We start from the raw sequence: 26,177 nt of genomic DNA, 5'->3' as shown, positions 1-26,177 counted from the left end.
TTATAAAATGAAAAACTGGACAGGAGAAAGATTAGAGACTTTCGTATATAACAAAAATACTATTGATCATTTACATAGATACTCGATTGCAACTAATTACATTTTAGATAAAGTCGTTTTAGATATAGCATGTGGCGAAGGCTATGGTTCTAATTTAATGAGTAAAAGTGCAAAATTTGTTTATGGAGTTGATATCGATTCTGAAACAATAGCAAATGCTAAAATTAAATATGTAAAATCAAATCTTAATTTTCAAACAGGTAGCGCAGACAATATTCCAATACCTGATGCTTCTATTGATGTTGTTGTAAGCTATGAAACCATAGAACATCATGATAAACATGATGAAATGATGCTCGAAATCAAAAGAGTATTAAAATCAGATGGGATATTAATTATTTCAACTCCTGATAAATTATTTTATACAGACAAAAGAAATTATATCAACGAATTTCATGTAAAAGAACTTTATAAAAATGAATTTTTTGATTTAGTTGCATCAAGGTTTACTAATATTCAAATTTTAAATCAGTTGTTTGTTAACGGAAATTCTATTATTTATCCAGACTCAAATGATAATTTGGATGTCTACAAAGGGGATTATTTTAATATTGGATCTTATGAGGTTAATCCATTATACCTTATCATAATTGCTTCTGATATTCATACTACACCTCAATGGATTTCTGTTTTTGATGGTTCGAAAGTTTTTAGTATGGATGATGATAAAATTGCAGAAATTTATAAGAGTAAATCTTATATCATTGGAGATTTTATATTGAAGCCATTTAAGGTTTTAAAGAAAATATTTAAATAAGATTTTATGAAAGTTTCAGTTGTTATTGTTACATATAATGGTGATCAATGGATTGAAAAGGTAATAAAAAGCTTGTATTCTAGTAAAATAGAAGTTAAAATTATTATTATAGATAATAATAGTTTTGATAAAACGGTTAATCTTATCAAAAAATATGATGAAGTAGATTTAATCGAACTAAAAACAAATTTAGGGTTTGGTTTGGCTAATAATATAGGGCTAAAAAAAGCGTATGAAGAAAAATTCGATTATGTGTTTTTATTAAATCAAGATGCATGGATTAATGAAGATACTATAGCCAATTTAGTGATTGCGCATCAGAAAAATTCCGAATTTGGAGTTATAAGTCCAATGCATTTAAATGGAAAAGGAGATGCTTTAGATTATAAATTTTCAAAATACATAGTACCTGATAAATGCAAAAACCTCTATTCTGATATTTTTTTAAATAAAACTGTAAATAAAATTTATGAAGTTGAATTTGTAAATGCTGCAGCTTGGTTAATTTCGAGAAATTGCTTAGAAATAGTTGGCGGCTTTAACCCTTCTTTTTTTCATTATGGAGAGGACGATAATTACTTGCATCGGGTAAAATTTCATAAATTAAAAATTGGAATTTTGGCAGATACGATTATTTATCACGATAGGGAATATCGTATTTCCAACGATTATTTTGTTAACCCGGAAAAATATCTAAAAAGACAATTAATACTAGATTTTTCAAATCCTCTTTTATCTAAGTCGTTTAAAAGAGAATATAAAAAATGTTGTAAAAAACTTACAAAAGCCTTCTTTTTATTGAGAATTAAAAAAGTGAAAGAATACATATTTGAAATTAGGGTTTTAAACAAACTTGATAAGAAGCAAATAATAAAAAATAAAATACTTTCTGAAAACACATCAAATTCCTTTTTAACATAAATGAGTCCACTAGTTTCCATTATTATACCTACCTATAATAGAGCAAATCTTATAGGAGAAACACTTAATAGTATTTTAGTTCAGACTTATGAAAATTGGGAATGCATTATAGTAGATGATGGTAGTACAGATAATACAGATGAAGTTGTAAGTGATTATATTAAAAAAGATTCTCGTTTTCAATATCACCATCGGCCAAAACATCGGCCAAAAGGAGGCAATGCAGCAAGAAATTATGGTTTTGAATTAAGTAAAGGAGAATATGTCAATTGGTTTGATAGTGATGATATAATGTTAGAAGATTTTATTCTAAAAAAAATCAGCTTATTTTCTTCTGAAGAAGTGCAGTTGGTTATTTGTTCTGGAATATATGTAGATGGAAAGTTGCGCAAAATTGAAAACATAGATTTAAACATAGATTCATTTTTGTTTAAAGATTATGTTAGATGGAAATTGAAGATAATGACGCCTTCGATCCTTTTTAAGAAAAGTTTTCTTGAAAATAAAGCTTTGTTTGACTTAAAAATTTTTAGAGGACAAGAGACCGAATTTTTTTCTAGATTGTTTTATTGTTTGCCCGAGAATAATTATAAAATTATCAATATTCCTTTATTTCTTTATAGACAGCATGCTTCAACAAAATCATTTGAAAATCATGAATATGTAAAAATATTCAAAGAATCTCAAACGAAAATCATGATTGAGAATTTTAAAAAAAGTATAGCTTTACAAGATTCGGATTTAATTAAAAGTTATTATTCAGACATAATAGCCTTTTTTTTTAAAGGTTTAGAAAATAGACATACCAAGAATTGTGTTTTCATTGTGAAAAATGCTAGTAATTTGTTTTTTTTGATAGATAAAAAGTTGGCTATACAATTCTGGTTTAGTTCTTGGTTTTGTATTATTATAAAAAGAAATATTTATACCGTTGAAAAGTATTTTAAAAATTTCCCTTTAGTATGAGTCAATTAGTATCGATAATCATACCCACCTATAATCGAGTAAATATTATTAGTGAAACTCTTAATAGTGTTTTGGCACAAACTTATGAAAATTGGGAATGTATTGTTATAGATGATGGTTCGATTGATACTACCGAAAAACTTCTGAATGAGTATATAAAAGGAGATAAAAGATTTAAATTTTTCAGACGACCAAAAGAAAAAAGCAAAGGGCCTTCATCCTCTAGAAATTTTGGTATTGAAAATGCAAGAGGTCATTTTATACTTTTTTTGGATTCTGATGACTTATTATCTTTTGATTGTTTATCTAATCGTTTAGACTTTGCCAGTAATAATTTAAAATATGATTTCTTTATTTTTAAAACGGAATTGTTTAATAAAAAAATTGGAGACTTAAATAAGATTTTTAATTCTGAACTTGAATTATATTCTGATGAAAATTACTTGAATTTGTTTTTAGGAGGTTCATATCCTTTTTGTGTTTCAAGTGTTTTATGGAAAACTGATAGTATAAAATCTTTAGGAGGGTTTGATGAAAAAATAGATGTTTTAGAAGATCCAGAATTACACATAAGAGCTTTTAAAAATAATTTAAAGTCAATAACATCTAATAATTTAGGTAGTGACAATTTTTATAGAAAAGATGTTGATAAAATAAATAATGAAGAAAATCATTCAAAATTATTAAAAACAACATATTATTTATTATCTCTCTATTTAAAGCATTATCCAAAACAAATGAGGGATTATGCTTTGAATTTTTACAGAATAGAAGTTTTACTTAAGACAAATTTAAGTTATACTTGTAAGTTTTATGCTTTATTTCTTTTTTCAGGAATTCTTAATTTTAAGCAAAAAAGCATAATACCTATATTAATTTTTTATAAAATTTTAAATATTGAAAAGGCTAAAGGTTTGGGCTTTTATAGATTAGCAAAAAAATATATTAAACAAGATAATGCTTTAGTATGAGTCAGTTAGTTTCCGTAATTATCCCTTGTTATAACCAAGCTCAATATTTAGATGAAGCTCTTCAATCAATATTTAATCAAACGTATGCTAATTGGGAGTGTATTATTATAAATGATGGTTCATTAGATCATACAGAAGAAATTGCTGAAAAATGGACTGAAAAAGACTCGCGTTTTGTTTATTTAAAAAAAGAGAATGGAGGATTAAGCAGTGCAAGAAATTTTGGATTAGAAAATGCAAAAGGGAATTATATTCAATTTCTTGATTCAGATGATTATATAGTTAAAACAAAATTGGAGTTGTCATTAAAACATCTGAATGTTGTAGAAAATAAGGATGTAAAAGTTGTAGTTTCCAACTTTAGGATGTTTATAGATAATGTTAATGTATCTTCAGTTCCGTATTGTAATTTGAATGCAGAATTATTTAATTTCGAAAGTTTACTATATCAATGGGAAGAGTCATTTACGATTCCGATACATTGTGGTTTTTTTAAAGCTTCTTTATTCGAAAATTTTAGATTTCCTGAGAACTTAAAAGCCAAAGAAGATTGGATTATGTGGGTAAGAATATTTTATAGAGATTGTAAAGTAGTTTTTATAGACGAGCCTTTGTCTCTTTATAGAAGAAATCCTGATAGTATGACAATGACAAAAGATTTACTTCCTGATTTTATACGAGCTTATGAATATTTTAAAATCTATTTGACAGAAGAAGAATATCATAAACTATCAGTTGTTTTAATTTCGAGATTTTATAAAAAAAGTAGTCATTTTGTAAAAAAATATAACGACACCAAAAATTCTAATAGTTATCAAATAAGTTTATTAATTAAAAAAGGTTTGAAAAAGATAGGAATGGTAGGAGTATCTGAGTATTTAGTTGCTGTTGTCCTAAAATTAAAAGCTAGATAATTATACGTTTTTAAAATTTATGCTAGCAATTGTAATTCCTTATTATAAACTCGAATTTTTCCGAGAAACTTTAGAATCTTTGGCAAATCAAACTGACCAAAGATTTAAAGTATATATTGGAGATGATGCGAGTCCAGAGAGTCCATCCTATTTATTAGAGCTTTATAAGAACCACTTCAATTTTGAGTACCATCATTTTGAAGATAACCTAGGAGGTATATCTTTGGTGAAGCAATGGGAACGTTGTATGATAATGATTAATTACGAAAAGTGGCTAATGATTTTAGGAGATGATGATGTTTTAGAGAATAATTGTGTAGCATCTTTTTATAAAAACCTAGAAGAAATAGAAGCTTTAAAAATTAGTGCCATAAGATTTTCAACCAGAGTAATAAATGACAAAGGAGATTCAATTTCAGAAAATTATTCGCATCCTAAAATAGAAAGCACAGGTGATTTTTTAATGCGAAAATTAAATGGAGGAACAAGAAGTTCTTTGAGTGAATATATCTTCGAGAAGGAAATTATAGAACAGATTAAATTCAAGGATTTTCCATTGGCATGGAATAGTGATCTTTTGGCGGTTCTGGAGTTTTCTAGATGGAATAACATATTTACGATTAATGAAGCAATAGTATGCTTTAGATTAAGTGGGATGAATATTACAAGTAAAAAAGATAATTTGATTATAAAAAACAATGCAACTTTTCAATTCTATTTCTATTTATTACAAGAGCAAACCCATAAATTGTCTAAAGAACTTATTGATATTCTTTTTGATAGATTTGAAAAGACAATTTTAGACAATAAAAAACACGCTATTTATTGGGTGAAATTGTTTTATTTATATTTTAAGTTTTTTCAGATAAAACGATTTTTATCTCTAGGTTTCAAAATTAAAAAGAGTATAAAATGAAAATTTTAATTATTGTACAAGATTTAAGAATTTCGGGTACAAGTGAAGGAGTTGTATCGCGATCTTTTATTTTAAAATTAAGGAAATTATATCCAGAAGCAGTGATTGATATTTCTTATTTGATGGGATACGAGCATCAATATGATAAAGAACTACTGAGTGCGAATTCTATATCAGAGCATATGATAAAAAGAAAACCGCCTTATTATATTAAATTAACGAATGCTTTATATAGGAGAGTATTTGTTAAATCAATTTATAAGACTTTTTATTTAAATCAATTTAGAAGAGTTATTGAAGATATTAAATATAAAGAATATGATTATATTTTTATAAGAAGTTCAGGATTAGAATACGAAACGATTTTAGCTTCAAAAGATTTGCCAATATTAAAGAAAGCGATTATTAATTTTCATGATCCGTATCCGTTTTTCTTTGATACAAGTTCAGATAAAACATTAAGCACACGAGAACTTTTAGATTTTCAAGAAATGTATGAAGTTGTTCAACAAGCTAAGGCTTGTATGACACCATCAACTTTACTCTCTAAAGATTTACAAATTATTTATGGTAACCATAAAAAGTTTTATACTTTACCACATCAATACGATGGAAAGGCTTTTGATTTGGCAGATAATTCTTTGGTTAGGAAAAAAGAAAAAGCAATATCAATCTCCTATCATGGAGGGCTACAATTTGGAAGGAATGTCGATATTTTGTTGGATGCTTTTGCAGAATTATCTGAGGAGAATGAGAGTTTTAAAGAAAATGTAGAGATAGTTTTCCGATTGAAAAGCTCTGAAAATAATCGTTTAAAAGAAAAGTATCACAATCATGAAAATATTCACATATTAGACGCATTGAGTTTTTCTAATTCCGCAAATGAACAAATTTGTCAATCAGATATAATCATTATTGTAGAAAGTTATTTAGACTATAGTAATATTTTGTTAGGAAAAGCACCCTTTGTTGCTTCTTTAAACAAACCTATTTTAGCTTTGTTGCCATCAGAGTGCGAATTAAGAAAGATAATAAAAAAAGAAGATTACATTGCGAGTTCTAATAACTCAATTGAGATAAAAGAGAAATTACTTAAGATTGTTGAAAATTATTCAAATAAACAATTAGTTGAGCCATTTGGAGATTATTTTAGTGACGAAAACTTTGAGAAAATGTTGAATAATGTTTTAACTTAATATTTTATATGAAAGAAAATATTGCGCGATTACTGATTTATGTATACAAGAATTTTAAAAGAAGTAACTTCTTAAGAAATTTAATTAAAAGAATAGTTGGGAAAGATAAGATTAAAATCTTTTTTAATGGCTTTATTGTTCAGGCGGGAATAAAAACATCTATAGAATCAGGGGTTGTTTTTGGTGATTATAATGAAGTAATGGTTTTGAAATTGATAAAAACTTATGCTTTCAAGGGATATGACTTCATTGATATTGGGGCAAATATCGGATTACATTCATTAACAGCTGCAAGCTCAAATTCTGATATCGAGATTTATTCATTCGAGCCAGAGTATTTTAATTATCAGCAGTTCGTTAAAAATATTATTTTGAATGATTTTATCAATATAAGACCGTTTAAAATGGGACTAGGAAATCTTTCAGAAAATAAAACTTTAAATATTAATGAGGGATGGAATAAAGGAAAGCATTCCTTAAAAAATAATTTTGAAGGGAGTCATAAAAAAATAACTATTCCAATATCAACGTTAGATGTTTTTAAAGATAATATTAAGTGTGATAATTTAATTATAAAAATAGATGTAGAAGGTTATGAGAAGGAAGTAATTGATGGCGCAAAAGAAGTTTTTAGTCAGACGGAAAATTGTATATTAATAATTGAACTTTTAGAAGAGAACAATGGGCTTTCGACTTGCAATGAAATTATAAGTAATTTACAAAAAAATAATTTCGATGAGCTCTATAAAATAATTGATGATAATAGTTTATACAGAGTAAATGATTTTAATGGTAGCGCCGATTATGTATTTTTAAAGGGAGAAAATGCAAGAAAAAATATCAAAGATTGTATTGATATTGATCATGCTAATAAAAATTTAGATTAATCTTTTAATAAAATGCGAATAGGATTTAATCCACATAAAGACCAGGTTTTGCCAAAATCAGAATATCTTCATCAGGTGATAATTCCGGTTTATATCCCAAATCAAGAAGGATATTTTAAAGATAGTTTTGAAATTTTAAAACTATGCCTTAATTCACTTTTTTGTACAGTACATAAAAAAACATTTATTACGATTATTAACAATGGGAGTGATATCGTTATTGCTGAATATTTAGATTTGCTCTTTAAACAAGATAAAATACAAGAAATTATTCATACAGAAAATATCGGGAAACTCAATGCAATACTAAAAGGTTTAGCGGGTAACAATATAGAATTAGTTACTATTTCAGATTCTGATGTAATGTTCTTACCTAACTGGCAAGTCGAAACATCGAGAGTTTTTACCACTGTACCAGATGCTGGAGTAGTAGGTATTGTGCCTCAGTTTAAAATGTATGAACATTATTGTGGTAACGTCATTTTTGATAATTTATTTAATAAGAAATTAAAACTTATTCCTGTAAAAAATAAAGAAGCCTTAATTCGGTTTTATGATAGTATTGGTTGGGACAGAAGTTATAATCAGGATTATTTAAAATTTAATCTAGGAATAGAAGTTAAAAAGGATCTGAATGTTTTGGTTGGTTCGGGACATTTTGTTGCAACTTATAAAAAAGATATATTCGGAGAATTAATATCCTTTATTAGTTATAAAATGGGAGGAGATAGTGAGAGATATTTGGATAAATTACCATTAAAAAAAGATTATTGGCGTTTGACTACCCAAGATAATTATGCCTATCATATGGGAAATGTTATTGAGGATTGGATGCTAGAAGAATCAAATCAGATAGAAAGAGAGTATAAAATTCCTCAATTTGATTTTGTAGAAAAAAGGAGATTAAATAGTATGTTGTATTTTATTAAAAACAGAATTTTTATAAAATTTATTTCAATAAAATGGACGGCAAAATTATTTCTGAAATGGAAAAAATTACCATATAACATGGTTGAAAAATATTAGATGCAAGCTTCAATACTCATAGTATCAAAAAATCGAAAAGCAGATTTATTCAAAACGCTATATATTCTAGACTCATTAATCGATAAGACTAAAGTTGAGGTCTTAGTTTTTCTGGATGGATGTACAGACGATTCTGCAGGTTTGCAAAATGAATTAACTTGGGTGAGATGGTTTATCTCTCCAAAATCGATAGGAGCTTCGGCAGCCAGACATCAAATTTATCCATTAGCAGTTTCTGAAATCTTGATTGGTTTAGATGATGATGCACATCCATTAAACCAAGATTTTTTATTTAAAATTGAAACTTTATTTAATAAATATCCAAACGTAGGGATTCTTGCATTTGAAGAAATAAAAGGAATTTATCCGTCCGATATTGAAGCATTAAAGCAAGCTGAAAAAGAGAAAAAAGAATTTCTTTCTTCTGAGTTTATAGGCTGTGGATTTGCTATTCGAAAGTCTGTTTATAATCAGACTAATGGTTTTCCGGTATGGATTGATATTTATGGCGAAGAGTCTTGTCTATCTATTGAAGTTTTAGCAAAAGGATTCGATATATTATATTCTAATGAAATTAAAGTAAATCATAGAGTTAATAAAGAACAAAGAAAATTAGTAAAGCAGAATTATTTTAGATTTGGAAGACAATTAAAAAATGCAACTTATTATTTTTTGGTCTATTATCCTCGCCCTTTAATGAGTATTTTAAAATTATATAGGCATAATTTTAAAAAATATGCTTTAAGTGATTTTGAGTATTGTAAAATATATTTAAAAACTATTTTTGTGGTGTTAACTAATATTCCAAAAATTTTAAAATATCGAAAACCTGTTGATAAGAATGTGATTGTAAAAATGAGAAAACTATCAAGTTTAAAATTTTAAGATGAAAAGCATCGCTATAATTCCAGCACGTGGAGGATCCAAACGATTACCACAAAAAAACACAAAATTAATAGGTGGAATTCCTTTGTTAGCACATAGTATTTTGTATGCTAAAGCAAATAGCGAAATTATCGATGAAGTTTATGTTTCTACAAACGACATAGAAATTAAGCAAGTTGCTTTAGAGTTTGGAACAAAAGTAATAGACCGACCTGAAGTTATTTCTGGAGATCTTGAGCCTACTATTACCGCGTTAAAGCATGTTTTGGAGAATATTGATTCCGCTGATGTTGAAAACGTAATTTTACTTCAACCTACGAATCCACTTCGTCCGGAAGATTTATTAAAAAAAACATTTGAAATTTATGGAAAGCAAAATTGCGATAGTTTGTTTACTATTACCAGAAATCATAATAAATTAGGAAAGATAACAGACAACAAATTCATACCTTTTAATTATAAAATCGGACAACGTAGCCAAGATATGGAGCCTCTTTTTTTTGAAAATGGATTACTTTATATCACAAAAGCAAGATTAATCCTTGAGAATATAATTATTTCTGAAAATGCATATCCATTTGAAATAGATCATATTTTTGCTAACATTGATATCGATACTCAAGAAGATTTTGATTACGCCGAATACTTATACAATAAACATATAAAATTATAATTCATAACTTATTAATGAATCCATACATAGAAATTGCAGGACGTAAAATTGGGTTAGATTTCCCGCCTTTGGTTATTGCTGAAATCGGAATTAATCATGAAGGCTCATTGCAGGTAGCCAAGGAAATGGTTGATGCAGCGAAAAGAGCTGGAGTGGAAGTTGTAAAACATCAGACTCATATTGTTGAAGACGAAATGAGTGGAGCTGCTAAAAAAGTAATTCCTGGTAATGCAGATGTTTCTATTTATGAAATAATGGAGCGTTGCTCGCTAAATGAAGAAGAAGAACTAGAGCTTAAAAACTATGTAGAAAGTAAAGGGATGATTTTTATTTCGACCCCATTTTCTCGTGCTGCGGCTAACAGGTTGCAGAAATTTGATATACCAGCCTATAAGATTGGTTCTGGAGAATGTAATAATTATCCATTATTAGAACATATTGCTTCTTTTGGTAAACCAGTTATTCTGAGTACAGGTATGAACACGATAGAAAGTGTTCAAAAAGCTGTTGCTATATTTGATAAGCACAATATTCCAGTAGCGCTTTTACATACTACAAATTTATATCCAACACCAATTCATCTGGTACGTTTTGGAGCAATGGTAGAATTGCATGAAGCTTTTCCTGATAAAATTTTTGGACTAAGCGATCATACCTTAAATAATAATGCTTGCTTGGGAGCTGTTGCCCTCGGTGCAAGTATTTTAGAACGTCATTTTACAGATCATATGCAACGTACAGGTCCAGATATTGTTTGCAGTATGGACGAAAAAGCATGTCAGGAATTAATTATTTCATCTGCAGAAATTGCTTTAATGCGCGGCGGAACAAAAAAGCCAGCATTTGAAGAACAAGTAACAATCGATTTTGCATTTGCAACTGTTTGCGCAATTACCCCAATTAAAAAAGGAGAGATATTGTCGAAAGAAAATATTTGGGTAAAGCGCCCTGGAACAGGAAAGATCTTAGCAGAACATTTTAATGATTTGATTGGAAAAATTGCTTTAAGAGATATTGAAAATGATGAACAATTAGATTTTTCAGATTTTGAGTAATTCAATAAAAAAAATTCTATTTCTTACAGGAACTCGTGCTGATTTTAGTAAAATAAAATCACTAATTCAAGCGCTTGAAAAGCAACAAAATTTCGAAGTATATATTTTCGTGACAGGAATGCATTTACAAGAAGTTTATGGTTACACACTAATTGAAATAGAGAGATGTGATTTTAAAAACATCCATACATTCAAGAATCATACTCATGAAACAACAATGGATTTAACTCTAGCTAAAACCATTGAAGGATTATCTGCTTATTGTAAGGAAGTAAATCCAGACATGATTGTCGTGCATGGAGATAGAGTCGAAACATTGGCAGGTGCTATCGTAGGATCTCTCAATAATATTTTAGTTGCACATATAGAAGGCGGAGAAGTTTCTGGTACTGTTGATGAATTAATTCGCCATAGCGTAAGTAAATTAAGTCATATACATTTTGTATCCAACAAACAAGCGCAGAAAAGATTGATACAAATGGGAGAAATAAAAGAATCAATATTTACAATTGGTTCCCCAGATGTTGATATTATGTTTTCAGATCAGTTACCAGATTTGAAGATAGCTAAAGCATATTATAAAATTGATTTTGAAAAATATGCAATAGTTATGTTTCATCCAGTCACGACCGAAATTAAGGAAATGCAGCAATATGTAAAAAACTTTGTGACTTCATTACTGCAAGACAATCATAATTATGTAGTGATTTTTCCGAACAATGATTTAGGAAGCCAATTTGTTCTTGAAGAATATGAAAGATTGAAAGAAAACGAAAGATTCAGAATTTTTCCATCACTAAGATTTGAGTATTTTTTGACATTATTAAAAAATAGCCAATTTATAATAGGCAATAGTAGTGCAGGGATTAGAGAAGCTCCATATTATGGAATTCCGATTATTAATATCGGAACACGTCAGCAGAATAGAGCTGTTCATGCGGATATAATTAATATAGATTATTCTGAAAATGAAATTAAAAGAGCGCTTTCGATTATTGATTCACATAAAATACAAAATATAGAAGATGTTTTTGGTCAAGGAAATAGTAATCAATTATTTCTAGAATGTCTTAAAAAAGATGATATTTGGCAACTCAATCATCAAAAACAATTTAGAGACATTAAATAATGCTTACAGTTAGTAATTATCATTATATACGAAATAAGTTTAAGGCTAATTATCCAAGTATATTTGGACTTACTCCTAAGGAGTTTCAACAACAATTAATATTGCTAAAAAAACAAGGTGATTTTATCAGTCCAAACAATTTAGTAAGTAATGCTGATGAGGTATTAAAATCTAAAGAAAATATTTTACTAATAACTTTTGATGATGGTCTAAAAGAGCAATTTGACTTGGCCTTGCCAATTTTGGATGAACTTAATATTCCAGCTATTTTTTTTGCTAATTCATTAAATTTTGAAGATAAAAAAGTAAGTACAGTTCATAAAATTCATTTATTAAGATCGATAATCTCTACAACTGAATTCTTAGAGAAAATTTTAAAAATTGAAAAAGTTGATTTTTCAGATCTAGAAAAAATAAAAGCGAAAGAAATTTATAGATATGACGATGAAAATAGTGCAGTTTTAAAGTATATTTTAAATTTCAAACTAAATTTCAAACAGCAAGAAGGAATTGTAAAAAAAATGTTTGATTTGCATTTTGAAGAAAGTAGTGTTCTAGAATCACTTTATATGAGTGAAGAAAATTTAAAAGAACTTGCGAAATTGGGGTATTTGGGAAGCCATACACACAGTCATTATCCATTAGGTTTATTAAATACTGAAAAAATTAAATTTGAACTTGAAAATACTAAAACATTTTTTGAAGGACTAACTGGTTCAAAATTAGATTTAGTTTCATATCCTTACGGAACCCCTGAAACTTGTACAGATGAAGTTGCGGAGATGGCCAAAAAAGTAGGATACAAATTAGGTTTTACAACAAATAGAGGAATAAATACAGTAACCCGTAATCATTTGTTATTAAATAGATTTGATTGTAATGATTTGGTAGGAGGTAAAAATTATAAAGAAAAGTTATGATTACTAGAGAAGCAACTATAAATGATTGGGGAATTTTAGAATCTTTTTTCAAAAAAATATACAGAGAAAATCATCCTCTTCAAAACAAAGAATTTTGGGAATGGCAATATGGAGATGTAAATTTTGGACGTTCCTTTATTTGTTTGAATGATAATGAGGAAATAGTAGCTCATGTTGGTGCAAGTTTTGAAAATGATTTGGCATGGCTTATGAATTTATATGTAGAAAAGCAATATGAAGGGAAACGAATTCCTGCAAGATTATTTAATCTTGCAAGAGAATATTATCCGTTGGTAACTACAGCTGCAAATAAATCAGCTTTAGATATGTATCAGAGTATGCGTTGGATCCGCTATCATGATTTAGTTCGGTATGTAAAATTAAATCCCACGATAACAGATGTAAGTGTGAAAAATGTTTGTAAAAAAATAACTGTACAAGTAGATAGCTTTTTAAACAAAGATATTCGATATTTTATGCAGCCTGGAATAAAAGGATTATTATTTGAAGATGGCTCAAAAGCAGTTAGTCAGGAAATAATGGGAGGATTAAGAGGTCTTGATATTGTTAATATTCGAGAATTCGAGAATAAAGCGTGGGATTTAGGTTATTTGTGGATTGACTATACTACCTCGTGGAATGACACAAAGACTAGGAGGTTAGAAAAAAATAATTGGTTATTAGATTATAAAAGTGTAGTGCCATGGAGATTAAATCCTATTGAAGAGAAATATTTTTGTGATATTAGTTTTCTTTCTGAAGAGCCATTAAATAAAGAACTTATAGTTAAAATGTCTCACTCTGATCATGGAAGAGTTGGAAGTCTAAATAAGAGTTTTTTATGAAGAATTTAGGGGTTGTTATTACAGATGGTGTTGGATTTCGTAATTTTATATTAACCGATTTTATTAAGGAAGCAAAAGTTAATTTTGATGAAGTAATTATTTATTCATGTTTGCCAAAAACAGTTTATAGTGATTTCAATTTAGAGTGTAAAATTATAGAACTAAAGGTTTTTGAGGAGTCTTTTTATACGTGGTTTTTTAGAAAAGCCAAAGAAGTTACCCATTTGCAATTACATGCAAAAGGTAATTTTGGTATCGAAGATAATTTAATCAGCACTAAATCGAAAGCAAAAAATCCGAGAGGATTTGCAACAAGAACTATTCATAAATGTTCCAAATTATTTTATTCAGAGAAATTGATTTGGATCTATAATCGTTTACAACAACAAACGTTTAAATACGATTTAATAACCAAGGAGTATTTAAAACTTTTAAAAGAGGATAACATTTCTACGTTATTTTTTACACATCAGCGTCCACCATTTATCGCCCCACTTATTTATGCCGCAGAAAAATTAAAAATTAAGACTTCAGCTTTTATTTTTAGTTGGGATAATTTAGCTTCGAAAGGTAGAATGGCAGGAGTTTTTGATTTTTATTTGGTTTGGAGTCATTTGATGAAAGAAGAATTACTTACGTTTTATCAATCTGTAAAAGAAAAACAAATAAAAGTGGTGGGGACTCCACAATTTGAGCCTTATTCAAGTAATGAATTTGGATACGATAAAGAGGGCTTTTTACAGAAGTTTAAAATTGATAATAATTATCCAATTATATTTTTTACTTGTAATGATGCAAGTAGTGAAAATGACCCAATCTATTTAGAGTTACTAGCAAAATTTATTTCAGAAGAAAGACTTGTAAAAAAAGTTAATCTAATAGTTAGAACATCCCCAGCTGAAGAACCTATAAGATTTGAGAATTTAATTAAAAAATTCCCTTTTATTATTTGGAACTTTCCTGACTGGAATATCAGCAGAGAGGGACATCAAGAAGCTTGGACGCAAAGAGTGCCAACTGTTGAGGATTTGAATGATTTAAAAGCGTTATTAAAATATTGTGATTTGTGTATAAATGTCCTGTCAACAATAACTTTAGATGCTTTTATTTTTGATAAACCAGTTATAAATCCTGTTTTTGGAACGGATAAAAACGGTTGGTTCGATGATCAAAAATTTTTGAAATATAAACATTTATCAAAATTGGTTGATTCCGATTCAACTAATATTGTCAAAAATGAAAATGAATATTTAGATGCAGTTAATTTTATTCTTGAGGGAAAAGATAATAAACAAGAACAAAGAGTAAACTTTCTTCGATTACAGATAGGAGGAGAATTAAAAAATACTAGTAAACGTATTGCCACAACATTATTATCATTCAATGATTAAGAAAAAAATAGCAGTTGTTTGCAATTATGAATTACTTCCTGAAAGAGTTGGAGGTATGGATTATTTTTTCTGGGAGTTTGATAAAAAATGTAAAGAAAATAATATTCATGTTGATTGGTTTTTTCCTAACAAATCAAGTCATGGGAATTATTCAGATTTGACTATTTACAGTAGTAAAACAGAAAACGTAGAAAATTATTTTCTCTCTTTTTATGACCAAAACAGAGAAGAGTACACACATATAATGACTCATTTTGTAGAGTTATGTACCCCTTTATTCTATAAGATAAAAAAAATATCAAAGGCTAAAATCATTGCTGTCGATCACAATCCAAGGCCATTAAATGGATATACATTCAAGAAGAAGATTAATAAAAAACTAAAAGGGATTTTATTGTCAAGATATATTGATGTTTTTGTTAGTGTTTCAGATTCTACCAAAAAAGAATTGGTAAATGATTTTGGGGAACATATTAAAAATAAGATCATAGTTATTCCAAATGGGATAGATTTTTCAAAATTTAAGCAGAAAACTAATTTTTCATTGAGTAAAAAATTCATTGTTGTTTCTCATTTAAGAAAAGAAAAAGGAATTCAGGATTTAATTTTAGCAGTAAAAGAAATTGAAGAGAATACAAAAAATGATATTTCAATTGATATTTATGGAAAAGGATATTATAAAGAAGAATTAAATAAAATGATAGAAGATTTCTCCCTTCAAAACATTTTTAATTTTAAGGGAAGCGTGTCAAATCTAAACGAGATCTATTACAATTATGATTACTTAATTCACCCTTCTCACGGAGAAACGTTTTGTTATGTAGTTTTAGAGAGTTTAATATCTGGTTTACCTGTAATAACAACCAAGATTGAGGGAAATGTACTTGGTTTAATTGAAGAAAATAAGAATGGTTTTTTGTTTGAAGCGACAAAAATTGACCAATTAAAAAAAATTATCGAAAACATTTTAAATCAAAATTATATTTTAGAAAATAACTCAAATATTAATGATAATTTGCGAGCTTTTTCTTTAACACAAATGGTAGATAATTATTTAGGATTACTATCTGATAATAAGTTTATTAAAAATTTATAAACACATACATGTTTTTTAATTCCTTGGCTTTTGCCATCTTTTTACCAATCGTTTTCTTCCTGTATTGGTTTGTCTTTAATAAAACAAAAAGCACTCAAAATGCTTTATTAATTATTGCTAGCTATTATTTCTATTCTTGTTGGGATTGGAGATTTCTTTTTTTATTAGTTTTTTCTACATTTTTGGATTATTACACTGGAATTCAAATTGAAAAAGGAAAGTCAGAAAGAAGTCGGAAATTTTGGTTTTGGCTTAGTATTTCAGTCAATTTAGGATTCTTAGGAGTTTTTAAATACTATAACTTTTTTGCAGCGTCTTTTTCAGAATTATTAAATTCCGTTGGAATTCAGGCAAGTCCTATTTTATTAAAAGTCATACTTCCAGTAGGGATTTCATTTTATACCTTTCATGGATTATCCTATGTAATTGATATTTATCTTAAACGAATAAAAGCCGAATATAACTTTGTAGATTATTCTCTGTTTGTTAGTTATTTTCCACTTCTAGTTGCAGGACCAATAGAAAGAGCCACGCATTTATTGCCACAAGTAAAAGTAAAACGTGAGTTTAATTTTCAAATGGCAAAAGAGGGTATTTACCAAATCGTTTGGGGATTGGTAAAAAAGGTAGTTATCGCAGATACTTGCGCTACTTATGCCAATGCTATTTTTGATAATTATACCTCAATGAACTCTTTTTCTCTTATTCTGGGAGCAGTATACTTTGCATTTCAAATTTATGGAGACTTTTCAGGATATTCAGATATTGCATTAGGAGTTTCAAAATTGTTTGGATTGGACTTACTTCGGAATTTTAATTACCCATATTTCTCAAGAGACATAGCAGAGTTTTGGCGTCGTTGGCATATTTCGCTTTCGTCTTGGTTCCGTGATTATCTATATATTCCTTTAGGCGGAAGCAAAGGAGGTATTTGGATGAAAATCAGGAATACATTTATCATTTTTGTCGTTAGTGGGTTTTGGCATGGGGCCAACTGGACATATATTGTTTGGGGATTTATAAATGCAGTTTATTTTCTGCCTTTGCTTTTATCAAATAGTAACCGAAATAATATGGATGCGATTGTACTAAAGTGGAATTTGGGTTCTGCAAAAGTAATAATGAGCATTCTCTATACTTTTTTATTGACCTGTGTGGCCTGGGTATTTTTTAGAGCAAGAACCATAACAGATGCTGTTGAGTATTTAAAAAGAATCGTTTCTAACGGGGAATTTAAAATTCAGTTTTTAGCAAATGATAGAAGTAATTATGAATTAATTGTTATGATAAGTTTATTTGTTTTAATTGAATGGAATAACCGTAACAAAATTGAACCCATTTCAGGGAAGAAAAGTATTTTGAAATTAGCTCTGGCTATTATGGCTATTATGGCCTTCGGAACTTTTTCAGATTATAAAGAATTTATATATTTTCAATTTTAATGAAGCGTTTTTTAATTTATACAGCAAATATTATACTTATAACCGTTTCAATAGCGATTTTATTAGATGGATTATATACAGCGGTTTTTATGCAATCTAGAAATAGAGGAAAAATAGAAACAATTTTTAATTCAGAAAATCAAAAATATGATGTTGTTATTTTGGGTACATCTCGAGCGAATAACCATTTCGTAGCACAAATGTTTGAAGAAAAAGGATTAAAAACATTTAATTATGGAATGAGTGGGGGACATTTATTTGAAACTTCATTATTATTGAAATTAATGATAGAAAGAAAATATGTGATTAAAAATGTTATTCTTGAAGCTGATTTGAGCCTTGCAAATGATTCTGAATCAGAAGGAATTGCTGCTAAATTTCTGCCCTATATTCATCACTCAGATATTATAAAAGAGCATTTTAAAACTTTTAAAAACTTTAATGAGTTGTATTATATCCCATTTTATAGATATGCAAAATATGAAACTAAAATTGGTTTCAGAGAGTTTTTTTATACAGCTATTAATAAAAAAACAAATGTTTTAGACAATCTAGGTTATTATCCGTTAGTAAAACATAAAAACGGGAATATGAAAAACAATATTGTCAATTTAAATCCTTTACCGCACAATAAGTATTACGAAGAGATTAAGAATATTTGTAAGGCCAATAATATCAATCTTATCGTAGTAATGACTCCTATGTGCGAAAATGTCGTGGGAATGAATTATTTCGATAAGGTTAAAAAAGCATATCCAGAAATTCATAATTACGAAAATGTAGTAAAAGAGGATAAATATTTCTCATCTTGCGGGCATATGAATGATACTGGTGCAAGAATATTTACAGCTAGAATTTTAAAAGACTTTTTTAATAAATAAAAATGAAAATAGCATTTTTAACTCCAGAATACCCACATCCTAAAACAGGTAATTCTGGAGGTATTGGTACCAGTATTAAAAATTTAGCAATTGGGCTTTTAGAACATAATGTTTCTGTTAGAGTTCTTGTTTATGGTCAGAAAGAAGATGCTACTTTTTATGACGATGGAATTCTTGTACAGCAAATAAAGAATATCAAGCTAAAAGGATTGTCATGGTTCCTAACTAGAAAAAAGCTAGAGAGGATAATAAATCGATTATTTTTAGACAAAGAAATTGATTTAGTAGAAGCACCAGACTGGACAGGTATTTCATCTTTTATAAAACCAAAATCTTGCCCATTAATTATACGCTTAAATGGATCAGATACTTATTTTTGCCATCTAGACAATCGTCCAGTAAAATGGATAAATAAGTTTCATGAAAAAAGAGCATTAAAAAATGCGGATAGATTGTTATCGGTAAGTCAGTTTACAGCAGATAAAACAAATGCGATTTTCGGTTTAAATAAAGAATTTACAATTATTCCTAATCCTATCGAGACTAATTTGTTTCAGATTAATAATGTAAGTTCTAAAAAAGAGAAAACTATATTATATTTTGGAAGTTTAATTCGTAAAAAAGGACTTCTCGAATTGCCATTAATCTTTAATAAAGTAATAGAAAACAATCCTAAAGCTAAATTGATTTTAGTAGGTAAAGACGTTCCGGATATTATTTCGGGAAATTCTTCTACTTGGCAAATGATGCAAGAACTATTTTCAGAAAAGGCAAAAATGAATGTTGATTATTTAGGAAGTGTTCCTTATTCTGAAATAAAAACAAAAATAGAAGAAGCGACAGTTTGTGTGTTTCCTTCTTTTGCAGAGGCGCTTCCGGTATCTTGGTTAGAAGCCATGGCTATGCAAAAGTCTGTTGTAGCATCAAATATTGGTTGGGCAAATGAAATGATTATTGATGGTGAAAGTGGTTTTTTAGTAAGTCCAAAAAATCATGATTTGTTTGCATATAGAATAACGCAGCTTTTAGATGATTCAAGTCTAGGAAGCGAAATGGGGGAAAAAGCAAGAGATAGAGTAAAAAAGCTTTTTGATATAGATAAAGTAGCGAAAGATAATATTGAGTTTTATAAATCATTAATTCTTAAATCTTGATAGTAGTATATCACTCAGATAATAAGATTACAAGAGTTATTTCGGAAAGAAATGAGACTTTATCTTTTAATAAAAACAATACTATTGCATCAGGTTTAATAGAGCTGGCTATTCAATTTCCGTTTTCAAAAATAGTTTGGTGTAATGAAAATTACGAGCAATATCTTAATCTAGAATTTATAGCTGATTTTTTTCATCATAATAAAATGATGATTTCCTATAATCCTAATGAAGTTAATTTTTTGGGTCAAAAAATAGGTTATGTTGATGAATCACCTTTTATAAAAATTAACAAAGATGTAAGTTATCCAACCTGGCAAATGAGTAGTTCGGTAGGAGTGGTTCATGCTGCTATATTGTTAGAGATTAATGATAAGATAAAAGCAGATAATAATTTCGATTACTATTTAAGTTCAATAGCTAAGGTATGTATGCCTTTAGGATTATTATGTTATTCGGAGCCAAAATTGTTGCTTGAAAACGAAATCCATTTAATTTCAAAACCATCTAATCTGATTCTTTTCAGATTTGTGAAACAACATTATAGAACGAGATGGATATTTTTACTATTCCTAAATTTTATGATTTATGAATTTAAATTTCCTCTCTTAGCTTTACTATATAGTTTTACTTTTAAGAACAGAAATAATAATAACATTAGTCTAGATTCAATTAAAGTTAATTCTTCATTAAAAGTAATTAATTCAGGAACTATTGATGTTATTATTCCAACTATCGGAAGAAAAGAATATTTATATGATGTTTTAAAAGATTTATCCCAACAAACACATTTACCTAAAAATGTAATAATCGTTGAGCAGAATCCTCTAATAGGAAGTGTTTCGGAGTTAGATTATTTAACTTCAGAAGATTGGCCATTTATTATAAAGCATACTTTTACACATCAGGCAGGAGCTTGCAATGCCAGAAATGTTGCTCTTAATCAGGTAGAAAGTGAGTGGGTATTCCTTAATGATGATGACAATCGATTTGATATTAATTTAATAGGAAATGTATTTAAGAACATTGAGCAGTATGGTATTTTAGTTTTGTCTGCTTCATATTTGCAACGCAAGGAGAAATTAGTAAATAAGATAATTAGCCAATCGGGAAATTTTGGCTCAGGCAATAGTTTTTTAAAGTCAGAATTGCTAAAGGAAGTGAGCTTTAGTAAGAGTTTAGAATTTGGTTATGGTGAGGATACCGATTTTGGTTTGCAATTGCGTAATAAAGGTGCAGATGTTTTGTATTTTCCTAAAATTTCAATATTACACCTTAAAGCTCCAATGGGCGGGTTTAGGATAAAACCAACGTTTCCTTGGGATGGAGAATCTATACAGCCAAAACCTTCACCTACAATTATGGTTTTGAAATCGAAAAATCAGAATTTAGAGCAAATTAATGGCTTTAAGACCATCTTATTCTTTAAATATTATAAGCTACAAAATGTCAAAAATCCATTAAAATATTTTGTTAAATTTAAAAAAGAATGGAAACAGAGCATATATTGGGCTAATGAATTAATAAGTAAGTCATGAAGATATCATTAATTATTTGTACTTATATGCGACCAGAGCCATTGTTAGCATTGTTACAATCGGTTCAGAAACAAAGGTTGTATCCTGATGAAATTTTAATTATTGATGGATCGACTAATAATGAGACTGAAATTATTTTAAAAAAGCATCAAATTGAAAAATTAAATTATTTTTTGGTTTCAGATGAAAATAGAGGACTTACTAAACAAAGAAATTTTGGAATTAATAAAGTAAGTGATGCTATCGAAATTGTTTGCTTTTTAGATGATGATACTGTTTTAGAAGAAAATTATTTTGAGGAGTTAATTAATACTTATAAAGACTATCCAGATGCATTAGGTGTCGGTGGGTATATTATAAACGAAACAAAATGGGAAAAAGTAAATGAAGATTATAAAGCTCCGATAAGTGAGTTTTATTTTGACGGATGGAAACGTAAAGACGGGAGTCGCTTTGTTTTACGAAAAAAATTGCATCTAGACAGTAATTGTCCTCCCGGTTTTTCTCCTTGTTTTTCACATGGAAGAAGTGTTGGTTTTTTGCCGCCAAGTGATAAAACATACCAAGTAGAACAATTGATGGGAGGTGTTTCCTCTTTTAGAAAAACAGTTTTTGAAAAACTTTCATTTTCTACTTATTTTGAGGGGTACGGATTGTATGAAGATGCTGATTTTACATTAAGAGTGGCAAAAACAGGGAAGCTCTATTTAAATACTGCTGCAAGATTGCAACATTTCCATGCTGATTCAGGACGACCAAATCAATATTTATACGGTAAAATGGTAGTGCGAAATGGTTGGTATGTGTGGCATGTAAAAAATCCTAAGCCTAATCTGAAAGATTCTTTTAAGTGGAATGCAATAACCATTTTGCTTACTTTTATCCGATTTAGCAATGCCATTACAGCAAACAATAAAAAAGCTGCTTTTACAGAAGCAATGGGAAGAACAATTGGTTGGTGGAGTCTATTATTGAATAAACCTAAATTAGAAAAATGAAATCAAAAGATACAATTTTAGAGATCAACAAAAAACAAAAAGAATTTTATAATACCAAGAAGAAAAATTCGGCCACCAAACTATGGTCAAAATTTAGAAATGGAGTTTTAAATAAAATAAAAAAAAATGTTGGTGTCCAGGATCAAGCTTATGTTTTACACAAACAATGGTTTGGAGACTTGTCTGATAAAAAGGTTTTAGATTTAGGGTGTTTTTCGGGTAATTACTGGTCGATGTATTTAGCCGAAAATGCAAAAGAGTATTTAGGAATTGATTTAAGTGATGTTGCTATTGAAAAGCTAAATGAGAAACTCAAGCAATTTCCTAATGCCGAAGCCAAAACAGTTGACTTTCTATCTGATGAATTTACAACTGATAAATTTGATTTGATTTATGCTTATGGAGTTTTGCATCATTTTGAGAACACCACAATTTTAATTGATAGATTAAATGAAAAATTAAATTCAGGAGGAGAAATTATAAGTTATGATCCCCTTGAAACGAGTTTACCAATAAAGATATTGAGAACATTATATAGACCATTTCAATCAGATGCAGCTTGGGAATGGCCATTTACAAGAAAAGTTTTTTATAAATTTCAAAACTCTTTTGATATAATCGAAAGAAGAGGAGTTCTAGGAAAATCAAAATGGATTGTGATGGTAAATATGTTACCAATTTCGGATGAAAAAAAGAAAACTATTGGACAAAAATGGCATAAAGAAGATTGGAATAATTCCAGAACTTCAGACTCGGTTTTATTTAGCTGTATGCATGTAACGATGTTGATGAAGAAAAAAATATAATTTCGATGAATCTATTTCAACTCATAAAATCGGATTACAAAAAATATAAAAAATACGGAGGCAATTTTTTTAGTATCGTATTCTTTACACAAGGTTTTTGGGCAACTTTTCAACACAGAATAGCACATTATATTTATGCCAGAATTAAGTGGAAAATTTTTAGATTTCCGTTATTATTTTTGGCTCTATTGTGGCAAAAATGGATTGAAATTATCACAGGAATTTCAATACCGTATTCAGTAAAAATTGGACATTCATTTTATGTAGGGCATTTTGGAGGAATAATTATAAATTCAAATAGCATAATTGGTAATAATTGTAACATATCACAAGGAGTAACAATTGGTGTTTCTGGTATCGATAAAAAAAGAGGAACGCCTATTTTAGGAGATGAGGTATATATAGGAGCTAATGCAGTTATTGCAGGCAAAATTAATATAGGGAATAATGTTTTAATTGGGGCTTGCTCAATGGTTAAAGATTCTTTCCCCGATAATGTAGCTGTCTTAGGAGTGCCAGCAGTAATAATCTCTAATAGAGGTTCAGAAGGATATATTTAATGAAATTATTAATTGTTTCAAACGCACCATTGATTTATAAGGATAAATACTGTTATGCTTATGGACCTTATGTAAACGAATTAATTATTTTAAGAAAATTTAGTGATGAACTAATTTTTTGCTGCCCTGTATGGGAAAATGATCGAGGACTTTTAATATCAAAAATTCCATTTGATTTTACTAAGAATTTTAAATTAATAGATTCAAATTTAAATACTTTAAAAAGTGCTTTCCTATCTGTTTTTTATAGTATTTACAATGTGATTGTTTTATTTAGAGCAATGAAAAGTGCTGATCATATTCATTTGCGTTGTCCAGGTAATATTGGTTTATTAGGTTGCATAGTTCAGATATTCTTCCCAAATAAAATCAAGACAGCAAAATATGCAGGTAATTGGGATCCTCAAGCTCAGCAACCATTGAGTTATAGATTACAAAAATGGATTTTAAGGAATACATTTTTAACTAAAAACATACAAGTTCTTGTTTATGGAGAATGGAAAGAAAGTACTAAAAATATAAAACCCTTTTTTACTGCTACATATGCTGATAATGAGAAGTTAGATTTTAAAGAATTAGAAACGAAAAAACAAATGAATTTTGTTTTTGTCGGCACTTTAGTTTCAGGAAAAAATCCATTATATGCAATTCAATTGGTTGAAGGTTTATATAAAAAAGGTTACGATGTATCATTAAATCTTTATGGAGAAGGCGTTGAAAGGATCATTTTAGAAAAATATATTTTAGAGAATGATTTGAAAAAGTATATTTTTTTGAATGGAAATCAAAATCAGGAAATAATTAAAACAGCATATCAGAATAGCGGTTTTGTTATTTTACCATCTAAAAGTGAGGGATGGCCAAAAGCGATTGCAGAGGGTATGTTTTGGGGATGTGTTCCAGTAGCAACATCGGTTTCATGCGTTCCTTTTATGTTAGATTATGGTAACCGTGGAGTTTTACTTAAAATGAATTTATTAGATGATTTACATCAGTTAGAGATAATTTTGAAAGATAAGAGGTGTTTTATTGATAAAAGTTTGAAAGCATCAGAATGGTCACAAAAGTTTACGACAGATGTTTTTGAAACCGAAATTAAAAAATTACTACAATCATGAGAGTGCTACAAATGATAGATTCACTTGAAGCTGGAGGTGCAGAGCGTATGACAGTAAATTTTGCAAATGCACTTAGTCAAACAATTGAATTTTCTGGATTGGTTGTTACACGTAAAGAAGGTGCGCTCAAAGAACAAATTGATTCGAGGGTTACCTATTTGTTTTTAAATAAAAAGAAAGCTATTGATTTACACGCAATTTCAAAACTGAGAAATTATATTGTAAAGAATAAGATAACGGTTATTCATGCACATAGTTCTTCTTTCTTTTTGGCTGTTCTGTTAAAATTTACTTTACCGAAAATTAAAATAGCCTGGCATGATCATTATGGAAAAAGGATACATGAATCAAAAGTTAAAAATAGTGTCTTAGTCTTTTTTTCAGTTTTTTTCTCATCGATTTTTACCGTTAATCCATTATTAGAGAAATGGAATAAAAAAAACATGTTATGTTCAAAAGTATTTTTTATTCCAAATTTTGCAATACTGACAGAAGAGACTCTAAGTTCTACTTTTTTAAAAGGTACTAAAGATAAAAGAATCGTGTTTCTTGCGAATCTGAAAAATCCGAAGAATCATCTGATGATAGTAAAAGCTTTTGAAAATTTAAAATTAAGTGATTTAGGATGGAGTTTACATCTAATAGGAAAGGATTATTTTGATGAATATTCCGATTCTATTAAAATATTTATAAAAGAAAACCACTTAGAGGATAATATTTATTTGTATAATTCAAGAAATGATATTGCATATATTTTATCTCAAGCTACAATAGGAATCTTAGCTTCTACTGATGAGGGTTTTCCGGTAACATTGTTAGAATATGGTCTTGTAGCTTTACCAGTAGTTTCAACAAACGTAGGTTATTGTTCTTCGGTTATTAAAGATAATATCACAGGTCTGTTGTTTAATCCTTTAAAAGTGTCAGAGTTTGAGAATCAAATCCTTAAATTAATTTCAAATTCTGAACTTAGAAATCAATTAGGAATGTCTTTGAATAATGTTGTTTCAGAAAATTATGCAAAAGATGTTGTCATACAGAAATTAATTTTAGCTTATAAAGCATAATAATC

26 protein-coding genes are annotated in these 26,177 nt (G+C 28.5%); all 26 read left to right on the top strand.

Going from position 1 to position 26,177, the window contains the following annotated elements; genetic code table 11:
* Nucleotides 1-7 precede the first annotated feature (7 nt).
* From IW20_RS04910 to IW20_RS04785, 26 genes are read left to right on the top strand one after another with little or no spacing between them, the layout of a single operon-like run.
* Nucleotides 8-817, top strand: coding sequence for a class I SAM-dependent methyltransferase (locus tag IW20_RS04910; protein ID WP_051885570.1), 810 nt, complete (start codon nucleotides 8-10; stop codon nucleotides 815-817).
* Nucleotides 818-823: 6 nt separating this feature from the next.
* Entirely contained in the window at nucleotides 824-1,738 is a 915-nt protein-coding gene (locus tag IW20_RS04905) for a glycosyltransferase family 2 protein (protein WP_051885568.1), read from the top strand.
* A complete protein-coding gene (locus IW20_RS25285; protein WP_051885565.1) occupies nucleotides 1,739-2,704 on the top strand; it encodes a glycosyltransferase family 2 protein in 966 nt (321 codons plus the stop codon). It begins immediately after the preceding gene.
* Nucleotides 2,701-3,675, top strand: coding sequence for a glycosyltransferase family 2 protein (locus IW20_RS25280; protein WP_051885564.1), 975 nt, complete (start codon nucleotides 2,701-2,703; stop codon nucleotides 3,673-3,675). Before IW20_RS25285 ends, IW20_RS25280 begins: the two co-directional genes overlap by 4 nt.
* A complete protein-coding gene (locus tag IW20_RS04890; RefSeq protein WP_051885562.1) occupies nucleotides 3,672-4,589 on the top strand; it encodes a glycosyltransferase family 2 protein in 918 nt (305 codons plus the stop codon). Before IW20_RS25280 ends, IW20_RS04890 begins: the two co-directional genes overlap by 4 nt.
* A 19-nt stretch (nucleotides 4,590-4,608) precedes the next feature.
* Nucleotides 4,609-5,505: a glycosyltransferase family 2 protein gene (locus IW20_RS04885; protein ID WP_051885561.1), complete on the top strand. Its 897-nt coding sequence runs from the start codon at nucleotides 4,609-4,611 to the stop codon at nucleotides 5,503-5,505.
* On the top strand, nucleotides 5,502-6,701 hold the full coding sequence (locus tag IW20_RS04880) for a glycosyltransferase family protein (RefSeq protein ID WP_035619530.1): 1,200 nt from the start codon (nucleotides 5,502-5,504) through the stop codon (nucleotides 6,699-6,701). The genes IW20_RS04885 and IW20_RS04880 overlap by 4 nt, the downstream gene beginning before the upstream one ends.
* Nucleotides 6,702-6,709: 8 nt before the next feature.
* Complete coding sequence (locus IW20_RS04875; protein ID WP_035619528.1) at nucleotides 6,710-7,588, top strand: FkbM family methyltransferase; 879 nt, start codon at nucleotides 6,710-6,712, stop codon at nucleotides 7,586-7,588.
* A gap of 12 nt (nucleotides 7,589-7,600) precedes the next feature.
* Nucleotides 7,601-8,614 (top strand): glycosyltransferase family A protein, encoded by a 1,014-nt coding sequence (locus IW20_RS04870; RefSeq protein ID WP_035619526.1) that lies wholly within the window; start codon nucleotides 7,601-7,603, stop codon nucleotides 8,612-8,614.
* A complete protein-coding gene (locus IW20_RS04865; RefSeq protein WP_035619524.1) occupies nucleotides 8,615-9,499 on the top strand; it encodes a glycosyltransferase family 2 protein in 885 nt (294 codons plus the stop codon). It abuts the gene before it with no gap.
* Nucleotide 9,500: 1 nt separating this feature from the next.
* A complete protein-coding gene (locus tag IW20_RS04860; RefSeq protein ID WP_035619522.1) occupies nucleotides 9,501-10,172 on the top strand; it encodes an acylneuraminate cytidylyltransferase family protein in 672 nt (223 codons plus the stop codon).
* A 14-nt stretch (nucleotides 10,173-10,186) separates the two neighbouring features.
* The gene (gene neuB, locus IW20_RS04855) at nucleotides 10,187-11,227 is read left to right on the top strand and encodes an N-acetylneuraminate synthase (protein WP_035619520.1); all 1,041 of its coding nucleotides are present in this window, start codon (nucleotides 10,187-10,189) and stop codon (nucleotides 11,225-11,227) included.
* On the top strand, nucleotides 11,220-12,356 hold the full coding sequence (gene neuC, locus IW20_RS04850) for a UDP-N-acetylglucosamine 2-epimerase (RefSeq protein ID WP_279348592.1): 1,137 nt from the start codon (nucleotides 11,220-11,222) through the stop codon (nucleotides 12,354-12,356). Before neuB ends, neuC begins: the two co-directional genes overlap by 8 nt.
* A complete protein-coding gene (locus IW20_RS04845) occupies nucleotides 12,356-13,276 on the top strand; it encodes a polysaccharide deacetylase family protein (RefSeq protein ID WP_035619518.1) in 921 nt (306 codons plus the stop codon). The genes neuC and IW20_RS04845 overlap by 1 nt, the downstream gene beginning before the upstream one ends.
* Nucleotides 13,273-14,121: a GNAT family N-acetyltransferase gene (locus tag IW20_RS04840; protein WP_035619516.1), complete on the top strand. Its 849-nt coding sequence runs from the start codon at nucleotides 13,273-13,275 to the stop codon at nucleotides 14,119-14,121. Before IW20_RS04845 ends, IW20_RS04840 begins: the two co-directional genes overlap by 4 nt.
* Nucleotides 14,118-15,512 carry a hypothetical protein gene (locus tag IW20_RS04835; RefSeq protein ID WP_035619514.1) on the top strand — a complete coding sequence of 465 codons (1,395 nt, stop codon included), beginning with the start codon at nucleotides 14,118-14,120 and terminating at the stop codon, nucleotides 15,510-15,512. The genes IW20_RS04840 and IW20_RS04835 overlap by 4 nt, the downstream gene beginning before the upstream one ends.
* On the top strand, nucleotides 15,505-16,608 hold the full coding sequence (locus IW20_RS04830; protein ID WP_051885560.1) for a glycosyltransferase: 1,104 nt from the start codon (nucleotides 15,505-15,507) through the stop codon (nucleotides 16,606-16,608). The genes IW20_RS04835 and IW20_RS04830 overlap by 8 nt, the downstream gene beginning before the upstream one ends.
* Nucleotides 16,609-16,616: 8 nt before the next feature.
* A complete protein-coding gene (locus tag IW20_RS04825; RefSeq protein ID WP_035619512.1) occupies nucleotides 16,617-18,050 on the top strand; it encodes an MBOAT family O-acyltransferase in 1,434 nt (477 codons plus the stop codon).
* Nucleotides 18,050-18,931, top strand: a complete 882-nt coding sequence (locus tag IW20_RS04820) for a hypothetical protein (protein ID WP_035619510.1) — start codon at nucleotides 18,050-18,052, stop codon at nucleotides 18,929-18,931. The genes IW20_RS04825 and IW20_RS04820 overlap by 1 nt, the downstream gene beginning before the upstream one ends.
* A 2-nt stretch (nucleotides 18,932-18,933) precedes the next feature.
* Nucleotides 18,934-20,085, top strand: a complete 1,152-nt coding sequence (locus IW20_RS04815) for a glycosyltransferase family 4 protein (RefSeq protein ID WP_035619507.1) — start codon at nucleotides 18,934-18,936, stop codon at nucleotides 20,083-20,085.
* Complete coding sequence (locus tag IW20_RS04810) at nucleotides 20,082-21,623, top strand: glycosyltransferase family 2 protein (RefSeq protein WP_035619505.1); 1,542 nt, start codon at nucleotides 20,082-20,084, stop codon at nucleotides 21,621-21,623. Before IW20_RS04815 ends, IW20_RS04810 begins: the two co-directional genes overlap by 4 nt.
* Nucleotides 21,620-22,621, top strand: a complete 1,002-nt coding sequence (locus tag IW20_RS04805) for a glycosyltransferase family 2 protein (protein WP_035619503.1) — start codon at nucleotides 21,620-21,622, stop codon at nucleotides 22,619-22,621. Before IW20_RS04810 ends, IW20_RS04805 begins: the two co-directional genes overlap by 4 nt.
* Entirely contained in the window at nucleotides 22,618-23,427 is an 810-nt protein-coding gene (locus tag IW20_RS04800) for a class I SAM-dependent methyltransferase (protein ID WP_035619501.1), read from the top strand. Before IW20_RS04805 ends, IW20_RS04800 begins: the two co-directional genes overlap by 4 nt.
* 5 nt (nucleotides 23,428-23,432) lie before the next feature.
* Nucleotides 23,433-23,987 (top strand): serine O-acetyltransferase, encoded by a 555-nt coding sequence (locus IW20_RS04795; RefSeq protein ID WP_035619499.1) that lies wholly within the window; start codon nucleotides 23,433-23,435, stop codon nucleotides 23,985-23,987.
* The gene (locus IW20_RS04790) at nucleotides 23,987-25,105 is read left to right on the top strand and encodes a glycosyltransferase (RefSeq protein WP_035619497.1); all 1,119 of its coding nucleotides are present in this window, start codon (nucleotides 23,987-23,989) and stop codon (nucleotides 25,103-25,105) included. Before IW20_RS04795 ends, IW20_RS04790 begins: the two co-directional genes overlap by 1 nt.
* Entirely contained in the window at nucleotides 25,102-26,172 is a 1,071-nt protein-coding gene (locus tag IW20_RS04785) for a glycosyltransferase (protein ID WP_035619496.1), read from the top strand. Before IW20_RS04790 ends, IW20_RS04785 begins: the two co-directional genes overlap by 4 nt.
* Nucleotides 26,173-26,177 lie beyond the last annotated feature (5 nt).

This window comes from Flavobacterium hydatis (genome assembly GCF_000737695.1).
Lineage (GTDB): Bacteria > Bacteroidota > Bacteroidia > Flavobacteriales > Flavobacteriaceae > Flavobacterium > Flavobacterium hydatis.
Note: the sequence above shows the minus strand (reverse complement) of the source record. Positions and strands in the feature narration are given on the sequence as shown.

Coding starts and splice junctions, on each gene's coding strand:
- IW20_RS04910 (WP_051885570.1), top strand. CDS start 8: ATGAAAAACTGGACAGGAGAAAGATTAGAGACTTTCGTATATAACAAA.
- IW20_RS25285 (WP_051885565.1), top strand. CDS start 1,739: ATGAGTCCACTAGTTTCCATTATTATACCTACCTATAATAGAGCAAAT.
- IW20_RS04890 (WP_051885562.1), top strand. CDS start 3,672: ATGAGTCAGTTAGTTTCCGTAATTATCCCTTGTTATAACCAAGCTCAA.
- IW20_RS04875 (WP_035619528.1), top strand. CDS start 6,710: ATGAAAGAAAATATTGCGCGATTACTGATTTATGTATACAAGAATTTT.
- IW20_RS04880 (WP_035619530.1), top strand. CDS start 5,502: ATGAAAATTTTAATTATTGTACAAGATTTAAGAATTTCGGGTACAAGT.
- IW20_RS04860 (WP_035619522.1), top strand. CDS start 9,501: ATGAAAAGCATCGCTATAATTCCAGCACGTGGAGGATCCAAACGATTA.
- IW20_RS25280 (WP_051885564.1), top strand. CDS start 2,701: ATGAGTCAATTAGTATCGATAATCATACCCACCTATAATCGAGTAAAT.
- IW20_RS04820 (WP_035619510.1), top strand. CDS start 18,050: ATGAAGCGTTTTTTAATTTATACAGCAAATATTATACTTATAACCGTT.
- IW20_RS04815 (WP_035619507.1), top strand. CDS start 18,934: ATGAAAATAGCATTTTTAACTCCAGAATACCCACATCCTAAAACAGGT.
- IW20_RS04795 (WP_035619499.1), top strand. CDS start 23,433: ATGAATCTATTTCAACTCATAAAATCGGATTACAAAAAATATAAAAAA.
- IW20_RS04830 (WP_051885560.1), top strand. CDS start 15,505: ATGATTAAGAAAAAAATAGCAGTTGTTTGCAATTATGAATTACTTCCT.
- IW20_RS04845 (WP_035619518.1), top strand. CDS start 12,356: ATGCTTACAGTTAGTAATTATCATTATATACGAAATAAGTTTAAGGCT.
- IW20_RS04785 (WP_035619496.1), top strand. CDS start 25,102: ATGAGAGTGCTACAAATGATAGATTCACTTGAAGCTGGAGGTGCAGAG.
- IW20_RS04885 (WP_051885561.1), top strand. CDS start 4,609: ATGCTAGCAATTGTAATTCCTTATTATAAACTCGAATTTTTCCGAGAA.
- IW20_RS04800 (WP_035619501.1), top strand. CDS start 22,618: ATGAAATCAAAAGATACAATTTTAGAGATCAACAAAAAACAAAAAGAA.
- IW20_RS04835 (WP_035619514.1), top strand. CDS start 14,118: ATGAAGAATTTAGGGGTTGTTATTACAGATGGTGTTGGATTTCGTAAT.
- IW20_RS04790 (WP_035619497.1), top strand. CDS start 23,987: ATGAAATTATTAATTGTTTCAAACGCACCATTGATTTATAAGGATAAA.
- IW20_RS04825 (WP_035619512.1), top strand. CDS start 16,617: ATGTTTTTTAATTCCTTGGCTTTTGCCATCTTTTTACCAATCGTTTTC.
- IW20_RS04805 (WP_035619503.1), top strand. CDS start 21,620: ATGAAGATATCATTAATTATTTGTACTTATATGCGACCAGAGCCATTG.
- IW20_RS04870 (WP_035619526.1), top strand. CDS start 7,601: ATGCGAATAGGATTTAATCCACATAAAGACCAGGTTTTGCCAAAATCA.
- IW20_RS04905 (WP_051885568.1), top strand. CDS start 824: ATGAAAGTTTCAGTTGTTATTGTTACATATAATGGTGATCAATGGATT.
- neuB (WP_035619520.1), top strand. CDS start 10,187: ATGAATCCATACATAGAAATTGCAGGACGTAAAATTGGGTTAGATTTC.
- IW20_RS04865 (WP_035619524.1), top strand. CDS start 8,615: ATGCAAGCTTCAATACTCATAGTATCAAAAAATCGAAAAGCAGATTTA.
- IW20_RS04840 (WP_035619516.1), top strand. CDS start 13,273: ATGATTACTAGAGAAGCAACTATAAATGATTGGGGAATTTTAGAATCT.